This window comes from Mycobacterium sp. NPDC003449 (assembly GCF_053588415.1).
In genome coordinates this window covers 26,572-45,269 of sequence record NZ_JBSFPX010000015.1, presented here as the reverse complement: position 1 = coordinate 45,269, position 18,698 = coordinate 26,572, and the positions used below count along the sequence as shown (strand labels likewise).

General features: G+C 67.5%; 20 protein-coding genes. 7 read left to right on the top strand and 13 right to left on the bottom strand.

Annotated elements, in window-relative coordinates; all coding sequences use genetic code 11:
- Positions 1-44: 44 nt before the first annotated feature.
- Together ACWDTP_RS07035 and ACWDTP_RS07030 are read left to right on the top strand one after the other, a co-directional pair.
- The gene (locus tag ACWDTP_RS07035) at positions 45-1,499 is read left to right on the top strand and encodes a serine/threonine-protein kinase (RefSeq protein ID WP_450017946.1); all 1,455 of its coding nucleotides are present in this window, start codon (positions 45-47) and stop codon (positions 1,497-1,499) included.
- Complete coding sequence (locus ACWDTP_RS07030; protein WP_450017944.1) at positions 1,496-2,008, top strand: hypothetical protein; 513 nt, start codon at positions 1,496-1,498, stop codon at positions 2,006-2,008. Before ACWDTP_RS07035 ends, ACWDTP_RS07030 begins: the two co-directional genes overlap by 4 nt.
- A gap of 3 nt (positions 2,009-2,011) precedes the next feature.
- Here ACWDTP_RS07030 and ACWDTP_RS07025 read toward each other — a convergent pair whose 3' ends face one another.
- Positions 2,012-2,398 (bottom strand): VOC family protein, encoded by a 387-nt coding sequence (locus tag ACWDTP_RS07025; RefSeq protein ID WP_450017942.1) that lies wholly within the window; start codon positions 2,396-2,398, stop codon positions 2,012-2,014.
- A gap of 49 nt (positions 2,399-2,447) precedes the next feature.
- Here ACWDTP_RS07025 and ACWDTP_RS07020 point away from each other — a divergent pair, with 49 nt between their 5' ends.
- Both ACWDTP_RS07020 and ACWDTP_RS07015 read left to right on the top strand, forming a co-directional pair.
- The gene (locus ACWDTP_RS07020) at positions 2,448-4,169 is read left to right on the top strand and encodes an N-acyl-D-amino-acid deacylase family protein (protein ID WP_450017941.1); all 1,722 of its coding nucleotides are present in this window, start codon (positions 2,448-2,450) and stop codon (positions 4,167-4,169) included.
- A 44-nt stretch (positions 4,170-4,213) separates the two neighbouring features.
- Entirely contained in the window at positions 4,214-4,588 is a 375-nt protein-coding gene (locus tag ACWDTP_RS07015) for a pyridoxamine 5'-phosphate oxidase family protein (protein WP_450017939.1), read from the top strand.
- 62 nt (positions 4,589-4,650) lie between these two features.
- Here ACWDTP_RS07015 and ACWDTP_RS07010 read toward each other — a convergent pair whose 3' ends face one another.
- From ACWDTP_RS07010 to ACWDTP_RS06990, 5 genes are all read right to left on the bottom strand, one after another.
- Positions 4,651-5,484 (bottom strand): endonuclease domain-containing protein, encoded by an 834-nt coding sequence (locus ACWDTP_RS07010; protein ID WP_450017988.1) that lies wholly within the window; start codon positions 5,482-5,484, stop codon positions 4,651-4,653.
- A gap of 140 nt (positions 5,485-5,624) precedes the next feature.
- Positions 5,625-7,250 (bottom strand): chaperonin GroEL, encoded by a 1,626-nt coding sequence (groL, locus tag ACWDTP_RS07005; RefSeq protein WP_450017937.1) that lies wholly within the window; start codon positions 7,248-7,250, stop codon positions 5,625-5,627.
- Between the two features lie 211 nt (positions 7,251-7,461).
- Positions 7,462-8,256: a polysaccharide deacetylase family protein gene (locus tag ACWDTP_RS07000; RefSeq protein ID WP_450017935.1), complete on the bottom strand. Its 795-nt coding sequence runs from the start codon at positions 8,254-8,256 to the stop codon at positions 7,462-7,464.
- 62 nt (positions 8,257-8,318) lie between these two features.
- A complete protein-coding gene (locus ACWDTP_RS06995) occupies positions 8,319-9,152 on the bottom strand; it encodes an LLM class F420-dependent oxidoreductase (protein WP_450017933.1) in 834 nt (277 codons plus the stop codon).
- Positions 9,153-9,276: 124 nt separating this feature from the next.
- On the bottom strand, positions 9,277-9,843 hold the full coding sequence (locus ACWDTP_RS06990) for a TetR/AcrR family transcriptional regulator (RefSeq protein ID WP_450017931.1): 567 nt from the start codon (positions 9,841-9,843) through the stop codon (positions 9,277-9,279).
- 102 nt (positions 9,844-9,945) lie between these two features.
- On the opposite strand from ACWDTP_RS06990, the gene ACWDTP_RS06985 reads away from it, so the two are divergent.
- Positions 9,946-10,899, top strand: coding sequence for an SDR family NAD(P)-dependent oxidoreductase (locus ACWDTP_RS06985; RefSeq protein WP_450017929.1), 954 nt, complete (start codon positions 9,946-9,948; stop codon positions 10,897-10,899).
- Here the strand turns inward: ACWDTP_RS06985 and ACWDTP_RS06980 are convergent.
- A complete protein-coding gene (locus ACWDTP_RS06980; protein WP_450017986.1) occupies positions 10,856-11,743 on the bottom strand; it encodes a PE-PPE domain-containing protein in 888 nt (295 codons plus the stop codon). The two genes, ACWDTP_RS06985 and ACWDTP_RS06980, sit on opposite strands and share 44 nt — an antisense overlap.
- A 501-nt stretch (positions 11,744-12,244) precedes the next feature.
- Here ACWDTP_RS06980 and ACWDTP_RS06975 point away from each other — a divergent pair.
- Both ACWDTP_RS06975 and ACWDTP_RS06970 read left to right on the top strand, forming a co-directional pair.
- Entirely contained in the window at positions 12,245-12,751 is a 507-nt protein-coding gene (locus ACWDTP_RS06975) for a cupin domain-containing protein (RefSeq protein ID WP_450017927.1), read from the top strand.
- Between the two features lie 84 nt (positions 12,752-12,835).
- Complete coding sequence (locus tag ACWDTP_RS06970; protein ID WP_450017925.1) at positions 12,836-14,542, top strand: DEAD/DEAH box helicase; 1,707 nt, start codon at positions 12,836-12,838, stop codon at positions 14,540-14,542.
- Between the two features lie 31 nt (positions 14,543-14,573).
- Here the strand turns inward: ACWDTP_RS06970 and ACWDTP_RS06965 are convergent, their stop codons facing one another.
- From ACWDTP_RS06965 to ACWDTP_RS06940, 6 genes are all read right to left on the bottom strand, one after another.
- Positions 14,574-14,918, bottom strand: coding sequence for a thioesterase family protein (locus ACWDTP_RS06965; RefSeq protein ID WP_450017923.1), 345 nt, complete (start codon positions 14,916-14,918; stop codon positions 14,574-14,576).
- Between the two features lie 55 nt (positions 14,919-14,973).
- The gene (locus ACWDTP_RS06960; protein ID WP_450017921.1) at positions 14,974-15,693 is read right to left on the bottom strand and encodes a substrate-binding periplasmic protein; all 720 of its coding nucleotides are present in this window, start codon (positions 15,691-15,693) and stop codon (positions 14,974-14,976) included.
- Between the two features lie 166 nt (positions 15,694-15,859).
- Positions 15,860-16,510, bottom strand: a complete 651-nt coding sequence (locus tag ACWDTP_RS06955; RefSeq protein WP_450017919.1) for an amino acid ABC transporter permease — start codon at positions 16,508-16,510, stop codon at positions 15,860-15,862.
- Positions 16,510-17,160 carry an amino acid ABC transporter permease gene (locus ACWDTP_RS06950; RefSeq protein ID WP_450017917.1) on the bottom strand — a complete coding sequence of 217 codons (651 nt, stop codon included), beginning with the start codon at positions 17,158-17,160 and terminating at the stop codon, positions 16,510-16,512. Before ACWDTP_RS06950 ends, ACWDTP_RS06955 begins: the two co-directional genes overlap by 1 nt.
- A complete protein-coding gene (locus ACWDTP_RS06945) occupies positions 17,157-17,930 on the bottom strand; it encodes an amino acid ABC transporter ATP-binding protein (protein WP_450017915.1) in 774 nt (257 codons plus the stop codon). The genes ACWDTP_RS06950 and ACWDTP_RS06945 overlap by 4 nt, the downstream gene beginning before the upstream one ends.
- Before the next feature lie 73 nt (positions 17,931-18,003).
- Positions 18,004-18,693 carry an HAD family hydrolase gene (locus tag ACWDTP_RS06940; RefSeq protein ID WP_450017913.1) on the bottom strand — a complete coding sequence of 230 codons (690 nt, stop codon included), beginning with the start codon at positions 18,691-18,693 and terminating at the stop codon, positions 18,004-18,006.
- Between the last annotated feature and the right edge of the window lie 5 nt (positions 18,694-18,698).

Genomic DNA, 18,698 nt, shown 5'->3' with positions numbered 1-18,698 from the left:
CGACGCTACTCGCGAAGGCGATATACCCGGTTACTATCACGGCCATGCCGCTGAACACCGGTGACGTGTTCGCCGGGTACACAATCCAACGATGGCTGGGCTCCGGTGGCATGGGCGAGGTGTACCTCGCGCGGCACCCGCGTCTGTCGCGCCTGGATGCCCTGAAGATCCTGCCCACGTCGTTGACCGACAACCCCCAGTACCGGCAGCGGTTCAACCGCGAGGCCGAAATCGCAGGCAGCCTCTGGCATCCCCATATCGTCGGCCTGCACGACCGCGGCGAAACCGACGGGCAGCTGTGGATCGCCATGGACTACGTCGACGGCACCGATGCGTCGCGGCTGGTCCGCGAGCTGCACCCGGACGGGCTGCCGGTGCGTGAGGCCATCGAGATCGTCGCGGCGATCGCCGAAGCCCTCGACTACGCCCATTCCCGCAACCTGCTGCACCGCGACGTCAAGCCGTCCAACATCCTGCTGACCCGCCCGGACGCGCCGCGGCGCCGAATCCTGCTCGCGGACTTCGGGGTTGCCCGTCGCTCCGATGACATCAGCGGTCTGACCGCGACCAATATGACCGTGGGATCGATGGCCTACTCGCCGCCCGAACAACTCCTGGGGCAGCCGATGGACGGCCGGGCCGATCAATATGCCTTGGCGGCCAACGCTTTTCAGCTACTGACCGGTCAATCTCCGTTCCAGCACTCCAATCCCGCCGTGATGATCAGCAAACACCTCAACGAACCGCCACCCCGTCCGAGCGCATCCCGCGCCGACCTCGCCCACCTGGACGCGGTACTGGCCCGCGCCCTGGCCAAGGATGCCGGTGCGCGCTACCCGAATTGCGGTGATTTCGCCCGGGCCTTCGCCACCGCGGCGACCAGCCCGGTCCAGACCCCGACACCGGCTCCGGCAGCCCCACCGCCGGTGATCGCGCACCCCGTCGCCGCACCGGTTGGCGGGTCACCCGGATGGCCGCCCCCTCCCCTGCCACAGCCCAGCCGACCGCGCGGCCGCGACACCGCCCGGGCCGTCATCACCGCGGCACTGTCGGTGATCCTGTTGTGCGCCATCGGATTCGCCGCCAGCCAGTTCATCCGCCCGGCTCCCGAGACGCCCAGCACCCCGCAGTGGGAGCCCTATGTGGAGGCGGCCAAGGACCTCGGGCTCAACCTCGTCACGGTGAGCGCGGACTCGGTCGACGCGGACATCCAACGTGTGCTCGACGCCTCCACCGGCCAGTTCCATGACGAATTCAGCCAGGGCGCAGCCGAACTCAAACAGCAGACGGTGGCGGACCGGATCGAGGCCGAGGGCACCGTCGCCGGCGCGGGCATCGAGGCCTACACCCCGGAAGGGGCCATGGTCCTGGTGGCGGTCAAGACCCAGACCACCGATAAATCCAGCCCCGGCCCGGTGTACCGGGTGGAGCGGCTGCTGATCAACGTCGCCAAGGTCGATGACGGCTACCGGGCCTCGACGGTGGTGAACGTCAAATGACCGAGCGCAGGACGGCCTGGGGCGTGCTGGTGGCGGCGCTGGGCGTGGCGATTCTCGTGGCGACCGGGCTGGGAGTGTGGCAGCTGGTGGCGAAGAACCGGCAGGCGCCGCCGCTGGCCGCCGACCAGTGGCAGGACCGCCAACGGGTGACCGCCCTGGCCAGGGACAGCATCGTGATGGTGCTGAGCTACACGCCCGAGACCACCGGGCACTACGTCGACAACGTCGCATCGGTGCTGACCGGCAAGGCGCTCGACGACTATCACGAGGCCGCGCGTTCGACGCTGGACACCGCCCGGCTCCGCGGCGTCACCCAGACCAGCTCGGTACCGGGCGCCGCGGTCGAATCCCTCACCGGCGACAAGGCGCAGGTGCTGGTCTTCGTCGATCAGGAGACCCAGACGCGGGGCCGCCCGTACCCGACCCTGACCCCGCGCACGATCCGGGTCGGGATGACCAAGGTCGACGGCTCCTGGCTGATCGACACCCTCGAACCGATCGAGCCGTAGCCCCTACTGCGGGGCGGCCCCGTGGAAGACCGCCTCGACGTTGTTGCCGTCGGGATCACGGACGAACGCCCCGAAGTAGCCGGGGTGGTACTCGGGCCACAGCCGTGGCGCATGCAGGGACTCCGCGCCCAGCCGCAGCGCGGCGTCGTGGAACGCCGTGACCGCCTCGGCGCCGGATGCCTGGAAGGCCACATGGATCTCGCGGTTGGGCCCGCCGGCCGCACCGGCGCTCGCATCGGCGATCCAGAACGCCGGATTCCCCTCGGTGCCGTAGCCGATGGCCACCCCGAAATCCAGCTGCCGGGTGTAGCCCAGCACCTCCAGGACCGTGTCGTAGAAATCTTTGGCCCTGGCGAAATCGGCGCAGTTGATTCCGAAGTGATCGATCACGGGCTCGATCCTGGCACGGGCCACCGACGGATCGTCGTACGTTGGTGGGATGAGCTATGACCTTGTGGTCAGGGGTGGCCTGATCGTCGACGGGCTTGGCAGTGAGCCGTACCCGGGCGACATCGCGGTGCGCGACGGCGTCATCGCCGCGGTCGGCACCGTCGCGGGCGACGCCACCCGCGAGATCGACGCCACCGGCATGCTGGTCACGCCGGGATTCGTCGACCTGCACACCCACTACGACGGTCAGGCGATCTGGTCGGACCGGCTCAACCCGTCCTCGGCCCATGGCGTCACCACCGCCGTGATGGGCAACTGCGGGGTCGGGTTCGCACCGTGCCGGCCGGCCGATCACGACGTGCTGGTCGATGTGATGGCCGGCGTCGAGGACATCCCCGGCGTCGTGATGGTCGACGGCCTGCCCTGGACCTGGGAGACGTTCCCGGAGTTCCTCGACGCCCTCGGGGCTCGACGGCTCGATATCGATGTGGCGGCGTTCCTGCCGCATTCGCCGCTGCGGGTGTACGTGATGGGCCGGCGCGGTGTGGACCGGGACCCGGCCACCACCGAGGATCTGGCGCTGATGCGCAAGCTGGCCGCCGAGGCGGTCCGGTGCGGCGCGCTGGGCTTCGCATCATCCCGGTTGACCATCCACAAGACCGAGAGCGGCAGGCCGATTCCCAGCTACGACGCCGGCTATGCCGAGATCGAGGCGATCGCCCGCGGCGTCGAGGACGCGGGCGGCGGGCTGATCCAGTTCGTGCCCGATCTGGTCGCCGGGGATTACGAGCCCGCGCTGCAGACGGTGTTCGACGTCGCCGCCGATGTCGGGCTGCCGGTGACGTTCACCCTGGCGATCGGCAACGCGGGCCCGGCGTTCTACGAAGACGCGTTGCGGATGGTCGAAAAGGCCAACTCCAACGGTGGCCACATCACCGCCCAGATCTTCCCGCGCCCGATCGGCCTGGTGCTCGGCCTCGAGTTGTCCGGCAACCCGTTCGTGCTCTACCCGAGTTACCGCGAGATCGCCGACCTGCCGCTCGCCGAGCGGGTCGCCCAGATGCGCAAACCCGAAGTACGGCAACGGATCCTGACCGATTCGGCGGCCAGTGACGGGCATCCGCTGATGTTCGCCGTCCAGGCCTGGGACTACATGTATCCGCTGGGCGAGGAGCCCGACTACGAACCCGACCCGTCGAACTCGATCGGTGCACGGGCCAGGGCCCGCGGCGTCGACCCGCTCGAGGAGGCCTACGACCGGGTGCTCGATGACGACGGGCACGCGATGCTGCTGGTCACGCTGGCCAACTTCCGGGACAACTCGCTCGACACGGTCGCCGAGCTGATCCGCCGCGACGATGTGGTGCTCGGCCTCGGTGACGGCGGCGCGCACTACGGGATGATCTGCGACGCCAGCTTCCCGACCTACCTGCTCACCCACTGGGTGCGAGACCGCTCCGCCGGCCGGTTGAGCGTCTCAGACGCCGTCGCCGAACTCACCTCGGTGCCGGCCCGAGTCGCGGGGCTGGCCGATCGCGGCCGAATCGCGGTGGGGTACAAGGCCGATCTCAATGTCATCGATCACGGTGCGCTGCGGTTGCACCGCCCGGCCGTCTCCTACGATCTGCCCGGTGGCGGGCGGCGCCTGGACCAGGCCGCCGACGGTTACGTCGCCACGATCGTCTCCGGCGAGGTCATCGCCGAGCACGGCGTGCCCACCGACGCGCGCCCGGGCCGGCTGGTCCGCGGGCGGCAATCCGCACCGGTCTGACCAGTCGGGCACCGGGCGCCCGCAACCGCACTATCCTCACCCTCATGAGCGTGAAAGTGGACCTCAACCAGCTGGCCGACAAGCTGACGGACTACACGTTCGCCTACCTCGTCACGGTCGACGACAACTACCACGCGCACACCGTGGCGGTCGAACCCCGGCTCGTCGGCGGCGTCATCGACATCGGGCCCATCGGCGGGCAGACCCGCAGAAACCTCGCCGCGCACGATGGTGTGACCCTGGTCTGGCCGCCCCGCAAGGCCGGCGGCCACTCGCTGATCGTCGACGGCCGCGGCCAACCCGCCGCCACCGATGACGACACCCCGCAGATCGTGCCCAGCCGCGCAGTCCTGCACCGGCTGAAGGGGCGGGCGGGCACGCCGGGGGCCAACGATTGCGTGGTGCTCTCCGAGAACTGAGGCGAGCGTGGGGGTCATGCACGCTGTGCCGGCAAAATCCGTACATAGGGCCCACTCTCGGATCAGATCGGGCAGCCGGCGGCACGCAGTCTGGCCCGGACACGGTCGACAATGACCTGTGGTCGCGACATCATCTCCGCGCTGACCCGCACCACCACCCAGCCGGACTCCTCGAGCAGGGCGATGCGGTCGATATCCCACGACCGTTGCCTGCGATCGGTCCAGTGCTGAACGCCGTCGTATTCGACCGCGACTTTCCATTCCCGCCAACCCATGTCGACGCGGATGTGCAGCTCACGAAACTCGATCTGAGTTTCCGGCGCCGGTAGCCCACCCCGGACCAGCATCAGCCGCAACCGGCTCTCCTGAGGGGATTCGGCGCCGCCGTCGACCAGGGGCAGCAGTGAACGCAACCGCGCGACACCCCGCGCCCCGGGATGGGCGTCGGCCACCGCCAACACGTCGGCCGGCTTTATTCTCGTGGCGTTGAGCAGCGCATCCACCAGCGGCACTGCCAGTTCCATCGGGTACAGCCGGCCCAGGTCAAACGCCGTGCGTGCCGGGCTCGTCGCGGCCACCCCGGCGACCACGCATTCTTCACCTGTTCCAAGCGTCCACGAGTGCGCGATGATCCCCCTGGGCGCGTGACGATCGGCACGGACCACCTCGGCCGGCGCGGCGGGGTTCAGCCACCTGGTGCCGAACACCGCTGCGGCCGACACCCCGGCGAGCGTCGCGCCCGTGGACAGCCATGCCGCCTGGGCCCTGATCCGGGCGGTCAGTTCGAGGTCGCGCCTGATGTACACGTCGCGGTACAGCGCGATGTGAGACCGGATCAGCCCGCGCCGAGTGAGGTCACCGCGACGCACCGCCGCACTTCCGATGAAGGGTTCCATGGCCGCACGCTCGCCGGCCACTCCGACGAGCGTGGGGGTCACGCACCGAAATCCGGCGAGAGTTGTGCATAGCGCCCACGTTGGGGATAACACGAAAAGGCCCGGCCCCATAACGGGACCGGGCCTCCTCAGGTGACTTCTTAGAAGTCCATACCGCCCATGCCACCGGTCGGGTCGCCGGCGGGTGCGGCGGCCTTCTCCGGCTTGTCGGCGACGACGGCCTCGGTGGTGAGGAACAGCGCCGCGATGGACGCCGCGTTCTGCAGCGCCGAGCGGGTGACCTTCACCGGGTCGGCGACGCCGGCCTTGAGCAGGTCCTCGTACTCACCGGTGGCGGCGTTCAGGCCGGTACCGGCGGGCGAGTTGGTGACCTTCTCGGCGACGACGCCGGGCTCCAGACCACCGTTGAGGGCGATCTGCTTGAGCGGGGCCGACAGCGCGACACGCACGATGTTGGCGCCGGTCGCCTCGTCACCGGTGAGCTTGAGCTCCTCCAGCGACGGAGCCGACTGCAGCAGGGCCACGCCACCACCGGCGACGATGCCCTCTTCGACGGCGGCCTTCGCGTTGCGAACGGCATCCTCGATGCGGTGCTTGCGCTCCTTGAGCTCCACCTCGGTGGCGGCACCGGCCTTGATCACCGCAACACCGCCGGCCAGCTTGGCCAGGCGCTCCTGCAGCTTCTCGCGGTCGTAGTCGGAGTCGCTGTTCTCGATCTCGCTGCGGATCTGAGCCACCCGGCCCGAGATGGCGTCGGAGTCACCGGCGCCCTCGACGATGGTGGTCTCATCCTTGGTCACGACGACCTTGCGGGCCTGGCCCAGCAGCGCGACATCGGCGGTCTCCAGCGAGAGGCCGACCTCTTCGCTGATGACCTGGCCACCGGTGAGGATGGCGATGTCCTGCAGCATGGCCTTGCGGCGGTCACCGAAGCCGGGGGCCTTGACGGCAACCGACTTGAAGGTGCCACGGATCTTGTTGACCACCAGGGTCGACAGGGCCTCGCCCTCGACGTCCTCGGCGATGATCAGCAGCGGCTTGCCGGACTGGATGACCTTCTCCAGCAGCGGCAGCAGATCCTTGACGGTCGACACCTTGGAGCTGACCAGCAGGATGTAGGGGTCCTCCAGGACGGCTTCCTGGCGCTCGGCGTCGGTCACGAAGTAACCCGAGATGTAGCCCTTGTCGAAGCGCATACCCTCGGTGAGCTCCAGGCTCAGGCCGAAGGTCTGGGCCTCTTCGACGGTGATGACACCCTCGTTGCCGACCTTGTCCATGGCCTCGGCGATCAGGTCGCCGATGGACTGGTCACCGGCCGAGATACCGGCGGTGGCAGCGATCTGCTCCTTGGTCTCGACCTCCTTGGCGCTCTTGAGGAGACCTTCGGTCACCTTCTCGACGGCCTTCTCGATACCACGCTTCAGGCCGAGCGGGTTGGCGCCGGCAGCGACGTTGCGCAGACCTTCGCGAACCAGGGCCTGAGCCAGCACGGTGGCGGTGGTGGTGCCATCGCCCGCGACATCGTCGGTCTTCTTGGCGACCTCTTTGACCAGCTCAGCGCCGATCTTCTCGTATGGGTCCTCCAGCTCGATCTCCTTGGCGATGGACACACCATCGTTGGTGATCGTGGGGGCGCCCCACTTCTTCTCCAGGACGACGTTGCGACCCTTGGGGCCCAGCGTGACCTTTACCGCGTCGGCGAGGCTGTTGAGGCCCCGCTCGAGGCCGCGACGGGCCTCTTCGTCATACGCAATTGTCTTAGCCATTGCGAAGTGATTCCTCCGGATAGGGGATCGCACGTTATGTGGTCAGGTTCAGTGCCCGCGACGGACGACCGGGTGTGCTCCCGCAGGTGCGGCCCCGGCCTCACCGGCCTGACCTAGCACTCACTGATCGAGAGTGCCAACTGCATTCTTAGCACTCGACCAGGGCGAGTGCAAGGGAAGGTCTCGGCGATCGCGCACGGTGAACCCGCCGCTAACGCGGCACCACCGCGCTCAGCGAAACGAACTGCCAGCCTGCGGCCTGCATGGCCGGGATAGCCTCGGCGAATCCGGCGTGCGTTCCCGATGCGGGGTGGTTCATATGGGCGATGACGATCGATCCGGGCACCGCGTTCATGACATTGGACCGCACCGCGGGGGCCGATGCCGTCGCGCCGGCGTCGCCGTTGACGCTGAATCCCAGCGGCTGCTCGCCGAGTTCATGCACGATCTGCACGGCCACATCGTCGTAGTGTGCGGTGCCGGGACGGAACCAGATCGGCGGCCTGCCGGTCAGCGCGGTGAGCCGCTCATGGTTGGCCCACACCTCGTCGACGACCTCGTCGGCCGAGCGGGTCCCGGCGATGCCGTAGGCCGAGCGCCCGGTGACCGAGAGCGGGACGTGCCGGGTGCCGTGATTGCCGATCTCGAACAACGGGTTGGCCGCCAACTGCCGGGCCCGGGCGGGGTTCTTGTCGATCCACCGCGAGTTGAGGAACAGTGCGGCGGGAACGGCATTGCGCCGCAACGTGTCGAGCAGCGCATCGTCACACGCCCCGTCGCAGGCGTCGAAGGTCAGCGCGATCTGCTGGCCCGCAGGGGTGAACGACGTGACGATCCCGGGCAGGGCCATCCCCCATCGGGTGGGCGCGCGCCTGCGGTTGAGCACCGCGACCGAGGGCGGGTCGACCGCCGCCGGATCGGCGTGGGCGGGCGGCATCCCGGCCCACACCGCATACCCAGCCGCCGCCGACCCGGCCGCCGCCAGGAAGGCACGCCTGGTGATCACGGATCGCACGGTAGGCCCGCACCTTGGCACCGCCCCACCGAACGCCTGTGGGTTGGCTGGGGCTACCCAGCCTGGTAGGTCTGCACCTGTGCGGCGTAGTCATCGAGCAGGCGCAACGACTCGTCCTTGCCGACCGAGGGCAGCAGCAAGCCGAGCTGTCCGAAGCCGAGTTCCTCTGCGGCACGCCAGTAGTCGGCCTCGACGGGGGCTCCGAACATCGCCAACGGCACGTCGCGGCCCGCGCCGTCGCGCATCTGGCCGATCCGCCGGGCCAGATCTTCCCGCGGCAGCGGGTTGGAGATCCAGCCTGCGTCGTGGCGGATCACCCGCTTGACGGTGGCATCCGAGTTCCCACCGATGTAGATCGGCGGGTGCGGTTTGCGCACCGGCTTGGGGCGACAGTAGGACGACTCGACGTTGACGTATCGCCCGTGATACTCGGCGGGTTCGGTGGTCCACAGCGCCTTGATGGCCTCGATGCTCTCATCGAGGCGTGCCCCACGGGTTTTCGGATCCGTGCCGTGGTCGCGCATCTCCTCGAGGTTCCAGCCCGCACCGACCCCGAACACGAACCGGCCGCCGGAGATCAGGTCGATGCTCGCGGCCTCCTTGGCGGTGTGGATCGGATCGCGCTGGATGAGCAGGGCCACGCCGGTGAAGAGCTCGATCGTCGATGTCACCGCGGCCGCCGCGGCGAGCGTGACGAACGGGTCCAGCGTGTTGTAGTACCACGGGGGCAGGTCGCCACCGCCCGGGTACGCGGATTCGCGACTGGCCGGGATATGGCTGTGCTCGGCGATCACGAGCGATGCGAAGCCCCGCTCCTCGATCGCCCGCGCCAGTGATACCGAATCGATGGTGTCGTCGTCGACGAACGTAGAGATGCCGAATTTCACTCTGCCCAGGCTACTCTCGGTGCGCGCCAGCGATCCCCACCGCCGGTTTCCACCGCAGGGCTGTTTTCCGCGCGGTTTGACGACCCCTACGTAGAAAACGGCGCCGGGTAAGCGCGAGACCCGCTCAGGTCCGTTCGGCCCGCAATCCATCGAGCACGACGCCTGTCCCCCGCTCGGCAGCGTCGGCGTTGTAGGCCTGCATCGCCTGCAACCCGACCACGAGCGCCTTGACCTCGGGCACATTGACGTCGGCGCGCACCGTCCCGGCCGCCTGGGCCGCGGAGAGCAACTCGCCCATCAACCCGAGAAACTCCTTTTCCGCGTCGGGCACAGCGCTGCTGACGTCGATTCCGACGCCTGCGAGCGCGTCGACCAGCCCCCGGTCGGCGGCACCCCACTCCAGCACCATCGCTCGCAGGAACGTGAAGAGCCCACCGTCGGGATCCGAGCCGAGCAGGGCGCGGCCCTCGTCGACGATGCTGCGGATCCGGTCGGCGATCACGGCGCGATACAGGTCCTCCTTGGACGGGAAATGCCGGTAGACGGTTCCCGCGCCGAACCCGGCCCGCCGGGCGATCTCGTCGATCGGCACCGAGAGCCCTTCGGCCGCGAACGTCTCGTAGGCGACGTCGAGCACCCGGGCCCGGTTGCGGGCCGCATCGGCGCGAAGCGGGCGGTCGACCTCGCTCAACGCCCATCTCCATCGCTCGCCGGAATAAACGGGGCGTACGTTCCGTATATTGGAAACATCCGGAGCGCCCGCTCCGCTTACATGCTAATCAGGGAGACCCTCATGACCAAGTGGACTGTCGGCGCCGGCGCACCTCGGGCGTGGACCCACGCCGATATCCCCGACCAAACCGGCCGCACCGCCGTCGTCACCGGAGCCAACACCGGGCTCGGACTCGAGACCGCCAAGGCGCTCGCCGCCAAGGGCGCCCGCGTCGTGCTCGCCGTGCGCAACCTCGACAAAGGCAAGGGCGCCGTCGAGTGGATCTCGCGCGCCGTCCCCGACGCCGACCTCCAACTGCAACGCCTCGATCTCGGCTCGCTGGCATCCGTCCGGGAAGGCGCCGAGGAGCTCAAGACCAAGCACGACCGCATCGACCTGCTGATCAACAACGCCGGCGTGATGACCCCGCCCAAGCAGACCACCGCCGACGGGTTCGAGTTGCAGTTCGGCACCAATCACCTCGGCCACTTCGCGTTCACCGGCCTGCTGCTGGAGCGCCTGCTGCCCGTCGCGGGCTCCCGGGTGGTGACGGTCAGCAGCGTCGGGCACCGCTTCGCCCGCGGCATTCGCTTCGACGACCTGCAATGGGAACGCGGCTACAACCGGCTGCAGGCCTACGGCCAGTCGAAGATCGCCAACCTGATGTTCACCTATGAACTGCAACGCCGGCTGACCGGGCACCAGACCACCGCCCTGGCCGCCCATCCCGGCGGATCCGACACCGACCTCGCACGGCACGTGCCCCGCGCCTTCCAGTTGGTCCTGCCCGCGGCGCGCCGGCTGTTCCAGGACGCCGCCATGGGTGCGCTACCGACGTTGCGTGCGGCGACGGATCCGGGTGCGCTGGGCGGTCAGTACTACGGTCCCGACGGATTGGGCGAGCAGCGCGGACACCCCAAGGTCGTCACGTCCAACGCGCTGTCCTACGACGTCACGGTGCAGCGCCGGTTGTGGGCGGTGTCCGAGGAGCTCACCGGGGTGCGGTTCCCGCAGCTGGACCCGGTCCTCGGCTAGACCCTTCCGACTGCGGTTCCGAGCGCCGTTTCGGCTGCCGGTCGGCAATCCTCTTCTTCAGCTGCCCGAGGCCGGCCTCGACGCGGTCCCGCAGACCTTCGCGGACGGCCTGGCGGAGCTCGTTGCGGTGTTCACGGTGCTCCTTACCGGCATCCAATGCCTTCTCGATACGTTCCCGCAACGGTTGCCGGACCTGCTGCTGATTCTGAACATTGCGGTGAATCTCGCCGTCGTTCAGGTACGGGCGGGTATCACCGGGCCGATCGTGTCGAACGTATCCGGCGTCCACGACGGGACGAAGAACCCGATCGGCCTTGTCCACCAGCGCATCCGGGACGCCGACATCACGCAACGGCTGCGTCAGCGGGAGGTTCTCGGTCGGGACGAAGTGGGTCGTGACGGTCCCGCCCGCGCCGTTCGTGTGGGTCGTCGTGGTCTCGTCCACGGTGTCGAGATCGACACCGAATATCGGCGGCCCGTGCACGTAGACAATGCCCAGCAGGGCGTTGGCCGAGGAGACCAGGTTCCACGGGCGATCGGGCGGGTCGGCCCAGCCGTCGTACTCACCGATCACGATCGTGGTGGGGTAAGGAGACTCCGGGATGCGGCTGACCCGGTAGTTCAAGATGGGAATGTAGGTGCCCTCCTTGAAGTACTCGGCCACACCCGCCTCCGGCGGGGCGATCAGGACGAACCTGACGTCGTCCGGCGACGGAGCATCCGGGCTGTCGGCCAATTGTGGCGCGAGCCTGGCAGCCACCATGGATCCCATCGATTCACCGATGACGACGACCTTGCCGTCGATCTCATGCAGGGCGATGCCGGCTTGTGTGACGCCGTCCAGGAGGGCCCGGTCGGAGGCGAGGGCGTTCTGCGAGTAGTCGACCAGCCGCGGGTCGGCCGTCGTGAAAGTGGATCCCGATATTCGGATAGGTCTTGGCGACGCTCGGATAGATCGGGTTGATCTTCTTGAGGACGGTAGCCCCAGGGATCAGAATCGCTTCTTCTGCTTGGCCGATAGCGTTTGCCGACGTGGCGAAGGACAACGTCAACACCGTCGCGACCACGGAGACGATCGTTGTCCGGACGCCGACCATATTGCTCCCCCTGCCTGGCGTGCGGTCGCCTTCAGCTCGCGGCACACCCTCGCAGCGAAAGCATGGCACACGGACCTCGACACGTCTTGATGGTTTGCCAAATTCGGTACATCCGCCGACACATATCAGTTTGCCATCAAGCCCGTGCCGATCCCAGGCTCTTGTCGTCGATTGCGACGCCAGGGCTGCGTCGAGGCGGAATGCACGACCCTGGTGTCGAAAACGGTGCTGCGGCTAGGCTGGGCGGCGTGTCGCTCTGGGATCCCAGGAATGTGCCGCCCTATCCGCCCGTCCGCTACACCGAGGACAAGCCGGAGGTCAGTGCGTGGGTCAGACCGGCCGACCAGCCGCCCGATTACGACTCGTTCGGCCTGGTGAAGTACCACTACCTGGCCAACCAGCAGCAGACCGGCGGCGACTACGGCCTGTACCGGGTGGACATCAGCCCGCAGGGCGGTGGACCCGGTCCGCATTTCCACCGCGCGATGTCAGAGGCATTCTTCGTGCTGTCGGGCACGGTCCGGCTGTATGACGGCGCCGAGTGGCGGGACGGCGTCCAGGGAGATTTCCTGTACGTCCCGCCGGGCGGCGTCCACGGTTTCCGCAACGAGGCCGACGCACCCACATCGCTGCTGATGCTGTTTGCTCCCGGCGCACCGCGGGAGGCCTATTTCGAGGGGTTCGGCCAGCTCGCCGACCTCACCGACGACGAACGCGCCGAATGGTTCGTCAAGAATGACAACTACTTCCTCTGAGCGACACGCCCGGTACACCGAGGCAGAGATGCGCTGACGTAACGCACTGGCCTAGACTGCATTCCGACTGAGAGGAGTCCTCGGGTGCGGGCTGATGCGGCGCCCAGCACCCAGGCATTGCGGGGCTGGCAGCGCAAGGCGCTGGTGCGGTATTTGACCACCAAACCACGCGATTTCCTGATGGTCGCTACCCCGGGCGCGGGTAAGACGACGTTTGCGCTCCGCATCGCCGCCGAACTGCTGGCCGACCGTACCGTCGACGCCGTCACGGTGGTGGTGCCCACCGAGCACCTCAAGATCCAGTGGGCGCAGTCGGCGGCCCGCAGCGGTATCGCGCTCGACCCCAAGTTCAGCAACTCCAACTCGCAGACCTCGGCCGAGTACCAGGGGGTGGTCGTCACCTACGCGCAGGTGGCCAGCCACCCCACCCGGCACCGGGTGCGCACCGAGAACCGCAAGACGCTCGTCATCTTCGATGAGATCCACCACGGCGGCGATTCCAAGAGTTGGGGCGACGCGATGCGCGAGGCCTTCGACGACGCGGCGCGGCGCCTCGCCCTGACCGGCACCCCGTTCCGAAGCGACGACAGCCCGATCCCGTTCGTCAGCTACGAGCCCGACGAGAGTGGCTTCCAGCGGTCCCGGGCCGACCACGTCTACGGCTACTCCGATGCGCTGGCCGACGGGGTGGTCCGGCCCGTGGTGTTCCTGGCCTACTCCGGCGAGGCCCGTTGGCGCGACAGCGCCGGCGAGGAGCACGCGGCGCGCCTCGGCGAACCGTTGACCGCCGAGCAGACCGCGCGCGCCTGGCGCACCGCACTGAACCCGGCCGGCGAATGGATGCCCGCGGTGATCGCGGCCGCCGACAAGCGGTTGCAGCAGAAGCGGCAGCACGTCCCCGATGCCGGCGGCATGATCATCGCCACCAACCAGACCACCGCGCGCGCCTACGCCGAACTGCTGACCAAGATCACCGGCGAGGTACCCACCGTGGTGCTGTCCGACGAGCAGGGCGCCTCAGAGCGGATCAGCCGGTTCTCCGAGAGCAGCGGCCGCTGGCTGGTCGCGGTCCGCATGGTGTCCGAGGGCGTCGACGTGCCGCGGCTGTCGGTCGGTGTGTATGCCACCAGCGCCTCGACCCCGTTGTTCTTCGCGCAGGCCATCGGCCGGTTCGTCCGGTCCCGCCGCGCCGGCGAGACCGCCAGCATCTTCCTGCCCTCGGTGCCCAACCTGCTGCTGCTGGCCAGCGAGATGGAGGCACAGCGCAATCACGTGCTGGGCAAGCCGCACCGGGAATCCGAGGGGCTCGACGACGAGGCGCTCGATGCGGCCGAGAAACGCGACGACGAGAAGAGCGAGCTGGAGAACGGCTACGAATACCTCGGCGCCGACGCCGAACTGGACCAGGTCATCTTCGACGGGTCCTCCTTCGGCACCGCCACCCCGGCCGGTAGCGACGAGGAAGCCGACTACCTCGGCATACCGGGCCTGCTCGATGCCGAGCAGATGCGAGATCTGTTGCGGCGCAGGCAGGACGAACAGATCACCAAACGGACCGCCGAGGCGGCCGCCTCGGGCGGGCCACCGCCACCGCGCACCACGCACGGGCAACTGCGCGATCTGCGTCGTGAGCTCAACGCCCTGGTGACCATCGCGCACCACCGCACCGGCAAGCCGCACGGCTGGATCCACAACGAGCTGCGGCGGATCTGCGGCGGGCCGCCGGTGGCCGCGGCCACCACCGATCAGCTCAAAGAACGCATCGAAGCGGTGCGCACACTCAACGCCTAGGGCCGTCCGTTGGGGGGACCGGCGCGACGGCTCAGCTCGCGGTAAGTGCCACCTCGATGACGGAGCGCTTCACCACCGCGCGCGTGTGCCTGACCTGAGCCACCACCTGGCCGCTCTCGTCCACCACCTCGACGCTGAAGAACGCCTTCCGACCTCGGCGCTCCTCCAATGTCGCGTGCGCGGTCAGTGTCACGCCCACCGGAGAGGGGCGGTCGTGGGTCAGTTCGACCCCCGCGCCGACAGTGATCTCACCGTCGGCGAGGGTCGGCGACAGCACACTGTGACACACCAGTTCGGCCATCGAGAGCACGAACGGTGTCGAGGCGGCCGCAGGGAATTCAGGCCCCCAGGCGGCGGCGGTATCGTCTTGTCCCACAGTGCGACTCAGAGAACCTGTTGACACGACATCACTCTTTCTCTACTAGGTACGGTCAGCCGATGAGTTTGAGCGGCCCAGGGTCGGCCGCCGAGGGGTCGAGCCCGTTGTCCTTCAGAATTCTGCCGATGGTTCCGTTATTACGGAGTGTGACAATATCTTCCGATACCGCGGCGAACAGATCGGGATTGTTCACAGACATCGGGAAGCACACCTGGCCGGGCACCGTGCTTGACGCCACTCGCGGATCCGGGGCGGGCCGCTCGATGGCCCAGTCCGCACTCTTCTGCTTCTTGGCGAAGGAGGCCGTCCCGATGGAATCGATCGCGGAGTCCAATCGACCCGCCTCCAAATCGTTATACACCGCAGTCGGATTGGGGTAGACCCGCAGGCTCGGCCCGAAAATCTTCTGCAGCTCTTCGTTCCACATGTAGCCGTCGACCGTGCCGATCGACCTACCCTGCAACTCGTCGAATGTAGTGGCACCATCGTCGGACACGATGACGATCTGGTCGCTGAACACCGGGCCCGCCAAGGACAGCACCTGTGCCCTGGCCGTCGTACAGTACCAATCACCGGCGGACATATCGGTGCGGCCATTCTGGGTGGCGGGAATGACCGAAGCCGTGTCGAGCGGCTGAGACGTCATGGTCAGACATTCCATCTCGGCGATGCTGCGCAGGATGTCGCCCTCGATGCCGGACACCGAAGTGCCCTCGACTACGAGAAACGGCGGGAAGTTGAAGGTCGCGACGGTCAACGCTCCCGGCCTCACGGTACTCACCCCCGGGTGGGCCGGAGTGCAATCCCTGGCCGATTCCGCCCCGTCTGAGGCCGTACCACATGCCGTGACGGCGAGGAGAAGTAACAGGGCCCCTGCGGTGCAGGCGAGTATCTGGCGCATATCGGAGTCGTGCCTTTCCTGGGTGGGCGGATGGAGGTCATGCGCGCCGGCGACGCAATACCTTTTCGAACTGCTCAGTCGCGAAACTCGCCGAGATTGTCACGACCGCATAAAGCGCGCCGGCGATGATGAACAGATTGAAGTAGTGGAAAGTGTTGTTCGCGACGGACTTTGACTGCGAGGTCAGCTCAGGGACAGCGATGGCGAAGGCCAGCGACGTCGCTTGGAACATCAAGATGCAGAATCCGAGCAGGGGCGGCAGGGCGATCCTTATTCCCTGAGGTATCACCACGTCCCGCAGGACGTGCACGCGGCTCATGCCGAGCGCGTGGCCCGCCTCGATCTCACCGCGCGGGACGGCTTGAAGGCCGGCACGCAGGATCTCGCTGGTGTAGGCGGCTGTAGTCAGGGCCAGGGCGATATAGGCGCAGATGAACGCGGTCAGGGTCACCGGGATGCCGTTGTAGACGATTTGGAGCAGGACCAGTGCCGGTGTGCCGCGGCCGATCTCGACGAGCACGATGACGGCTGAGCGCAGCGCCCTGTGCCGCGATGAGGCACCGACCGCGAGTAGCAGTCCGGCCGGAAGCCCCAGCAGCAGCGCCATGAAGGTCAGCCGCAGACTCGTCCAGAGGCCGGCCAGCAGCTGGTCGTGATGGGTCAGCCAGTCGTTCCAGATGTCGGCCATCACGCGACCCTCTCCAACATCCTGGCCTCCAGTCGTCGCGCCGCCCAGGCTGAGGGGAATGTCAGTGCCACGTAGTAGATTCCCGCCACGAAGAACGGCATCACCGAGCTGGTGTTACTGGAGGCGGTGGTGGCGAAATAGGTGATCTCGAAGACCCCGATGGTCGACGCCAGGGAGGAGTCTTTCAGAAGTCCGATGGCGTACGACGCGGATGCCGGGATCGCCACTCTGACCATCTGTGGCCCGACGATGCGCGTGGCGGTGTCGACCTGCGACATGCCCAGCGCCGAGCCGGCCTCAAATTGGCCCCGGTCGACAGCGCGAAGCGCACCACGGTAGATCTCGGCCATATAGGCGGCCGACACCAGGCCGATGGCGAGAACCGCTGAGCGCCATGACGTGAAGGTCGAACCCAGCGCCGGGTTGAATTGGGTGGGGCCGTTGTAGATCAGGAACAGCCAGATGATCAGGGGGACACCGCGGGCGATCTCGATGAAGGTTCTGGCGGTGGCCCGCAGGATCCAGAGGTGGGCGACGCGCATGAGCATCAGCGGCAAGCCCAGCACCGCGCCGATCGAGAAGCCCACCACCGTGAGTTGGATCGTCGCGGCAATCCCCTGCGCGACGATCGACCAGAGGTCGGCGGTCACCGTCGGTCCAGCACCGCTCGAAGGAACTCCCTGGTTCGGGAATGGCTCGGCGACGCGAAAACCTCATGGGGCTCGCCCTCTTCGAGGATCGCGCCGTCGGCCATGACCACCAGGTGATCACCGACGTCACGCGCGAACTGCATCTCATGGGTGACCACCACCATCGTCATCCCGTCATCGGCCAGTTCCCGCATGACGCGCAGCACTTCCAGGCCCACCTCGGGATCGAGCGCCGAGGTCGGCTCGTCGAACAACATGGCCTTCGGATCCAGTGCCAACGCACGTGCGATGGCGATCCGCTGCTGCTGGCCCCCCGAGCAGCGTCCGGGGTACTGGTGTGCCTTGTCCGCCAGTCCCACCCGTTTCAACAGCAGGGTGGCCCGTTCCTCGGCTTCAGCCTGGCTGCGGCCCAACACCCGCTGCTGGGGTAAGGCGACGTTTCGCAGCACCGTCATGTGGGGAAAGAGGTTGAATGACTGGAAAACCATGCCGACCCGGGATCGCAGCGCGGCCAACTCTTTTGCTTTGACCGCGTGGTCGACGTGAATGCTCACTCCGTCGACCATGACGGTGCCCGAGGAAGGCCGCTCCAGCAGGTTGATGCAGCGAAGCAGTGTGCTCTTTCCCGCGCCGCTGGGCCCGATGAGTGCGACGACCTGCCCTGGGTCCACCGACAGCGACACGTTGTCGAGGACCAGGTGGTCTCCGAACCGCTTCTCGACCGCGTCAAGCACGATGGCCGGCCGAGAATCGAGACTTGGGCTGGACATCTCGTTCGCTTTCGGTCGTCGGGGGCCGGTGAAGAGTTCTGGGATGGGCATGGCTACGCCTTCGGATCGGTCATCACAGTTCACCCACCGCAGCAGGCAGTGCGGCGAGGTCGGGGACTGTCACCGTGACGCTGCTCTGCCCGCTCCCACTCAGATGTATCCACTCGTTGTTCTCGGCGTTCTGCGAGCGGTGTACGAAGATGGTCCGGAAACCGCGCCGGTGCGCCGGTTCGCAGTCATGCCACACGCTGTTTCCGATGTGAATCCAGTCGGCGGGTGCGGGGTTGTGGCGGCTGAGGAACTCGTCGAACATCCCGTCACCGGGTTTATAGCTCTGCACTTCCTCGGCCGTGATGACCTCGTCGAAATCCACCGGCAATGGCCCGGCAAGGGTTTGGGCGAAGAGGTCTGCATCGGTGTTGGTTAAGGCACCGAGCTTGTATCCGGCGTCGCGCAGCTGCCGCAGTGCCGGCACGCTGTCGGCGAAGGCGGGCCAGGTGGGCAGGGTGTCGGCCAGAACGCTCACCTGATCGTCGGCCAACGCGATTCCGGCCTTCTCCGCGGTGCGGCGCAGTCCCTCGGTGAGGATGGCGCGGTAGTTGCGGAACGGGGATTCCGCCTCAACCTCCGGCTCGCAGCGGAAGTAGGCATCGATCAACTCTGTTGACCTGCCGGGTGCGACGCTTTCCAACGCCGCGGTCATGCCGGTACGCCAGTCGATGATGGTGCCGTAGCAATCGAATGTCAGCCAGCGCTCTGCCATGGCGA